The following is a 1,783-nucleotide window of genomic DNA, read 5'->3' as shown; positions in this document are numbered from 1 at the left end:
GCTGCGCATCATCGCCGCGGCGATGGAGGATTATCCGGATTTTTTCGCAAGGGGCCGAGGCTGACGCCTCATGCCGCTGCAATCGCCAGCGCGTGCCCGCGCGCGTTCTCTCGCAGCGCATCGAGGTGGATCGACTTCACTAGCCCGGCGAGATCGCCCTCGGCCGATTGCCCGCCGAGCTCCTTCAGCATCAGCCAGCTCACCTCCTGCACGCCGGCGACGCGCTTGCCATTGGCGACCTCGCGCCAGACCTTCAGCGCCCGCAGGATGATGCCATGCGTGGCGGCGGCGAGGCCGGCGCTGCGGAACAGCGCCTGCAGCGCCACGTCATGCCCGCCGGCCAAAAGTGCCCTCACCCGATGCTCGGATTGCTGGGCGAGCGCCACCAGCGCTGAGCCGAAGAAGTCGACCTTGCCATGCGCGATGGTGCGGATGATGAAGCCTGCGGTGAGATCGCCGCGCAGCCTCAGATGCTCGATCAGCGCGGCATGCTCCTCGGCGCGCGTGCCCTCGATCAATGTGACCGAAGCCTTCACGCAGGCATCGCGCATCACACGATCGGCGCGAGCGGCGCCCATCAATGCCAGCACCAGCGGCGAACCCTTCAGCGTCTCGCCAAGCTTGACCAAAAGCGTGTGCCTGCAATCGGCGGGAAGACGCGCGTCGGCGATCAGCGCCTCGCGCACAAGCGGCAGGTGACCGTGCCGCTCGGCCATGCGGCGGAAGCTCAGCGACGCGATGTGGGCGCCGCTGTTGGCGATCAGCGTGGCGCAGGCTTCCGGCTCGCCGATCTCGGCGATAGCGGCGGCAAGCGACATCGAGACGACCGGACGGTTGGCTATCAGCTTCTGGGTGGCTTTCTGGCCGCAAGCGACGCGGTCGATGAGATCGGCATCGGTAAGCAAAGGCGAACGCGCCAGCACCACTGCCGCCACTTCCGGCTGGTCGGAGGCGAGTGCTGCGATCACCTGCGGCGGCGCGTGGTGGCTCATCGACAGCGCTTCGGCGAGCGCCTGGCGGACCTTGGCGGAGACGTCGTCGAGCAGCAGTGTGAGCGCTGCCTCAGCCGCGCAGCGATCCTCGAACGGCAGGTCGGAATTGATATAGGCGCGGGCCAGCGCGCTCGCGGCTGCGGCTCGCTCGGAAACCCGCGCCGTATCGATCCATTTCAGAAAATGCGAAACAATCATGCCGACCAGCTACGCCCTTGCCGGAACGTTCCCGGCCCCGCTGGGAACGTTAGGCTGGAAATGGTTTACGAACGGTTCACCATGTTTCTTAACCGGCTTGATGGAGCCGCGACCAACGCCTATCAAGCAAGGATAAGCAGAGGAGATCGACAATGGCCGGGCTTTATCTGGAGGAGTTCGTCGTCGGCCATGTCTTCCGGCACACGCTGCGCAAGACCGTCACCGAAAGCGACAACATGCTGTTTTCGGTGATGACGCTGAACCCGCAGCCCCTGCATATCGATTTCGACTTCGCCGCCAAAAGCGAATGGGGCAAGCCGCTGGTCAATTCGCTGTTCACGCTCGGCCTGATGATCGGCATCTCGGTGAACGACATCACCGTCGGCACCACCGTCGCCAATCTCGGTATGAAGGAAACGGTGTTTCCGCATCCGGTTTTCCACGGCGACACGATCCGGGTCGAGACCACGGTCGTTTCGGTGCGCGGCTCGAAATCGAAGCCCGATCGCGGCATCGTCGAGTTCGAGCATCGCGCCTACAATCAGGCTGACGTTCTCGTCGCCAAATGTACGAGGCAGGCGATGATGATGAAG

2 protein-coding genes are annotated in these 1,783 nt (G+C 64.3%); one reads left to right on the top strand and one right to left on the bottom strand.

The features are described from left to right. Positions 1-68 precede the first annotated feature (68 nt). Positions 69-1,190, bottom strand: a complete 1,122-nt coding sequence (locus tag EOA29_RS35265; protein ID WP_126093459.1) for a DUF2336 domain-containing protein — start codon at positions 1,188-1,190, stop codon at positions 69-71. A gap of 152 nt (positions 1,191-1,342) precedes the next feature. Between EOA29_RS35265 and EOA29_RS35260 the strand changes: the two genes are divergently transcribed. Further along, on the top strand, positions 1,343-1,783 hold a 441-nt coding region (locus tag EOA29_RS35260; RefSeq protein ID WP_145970004.1), incomplete at its 3' end, for a MaoC family dehydratase.

The organism is Mesorhizobium sp. M1E.F.Ca.ET.063.01.1.1, from assembly GCF_003998155.1.
GTDB lineage: Bacteria > Pseudomonadota > Alphaproteobacteria > Rhizobiales > Rhizobiaceae > Mesorhizobium.
The sequence above is the reverse complement of the archived record's forward strand: the minus strand, read 5'-3'. Positions and strand labels throughout refer to the sequence as shown.

Bases quoted from the DNA above. Each gene is read 5' to 3' on its own strand.
- EOA29_RS35265 (WP_126093459.1), bottom strand. From the start codon at position 1,190: ATGATTGTTTCGCATTTTCTGAAATGGATCGATACGGCGCGGGTTTCC.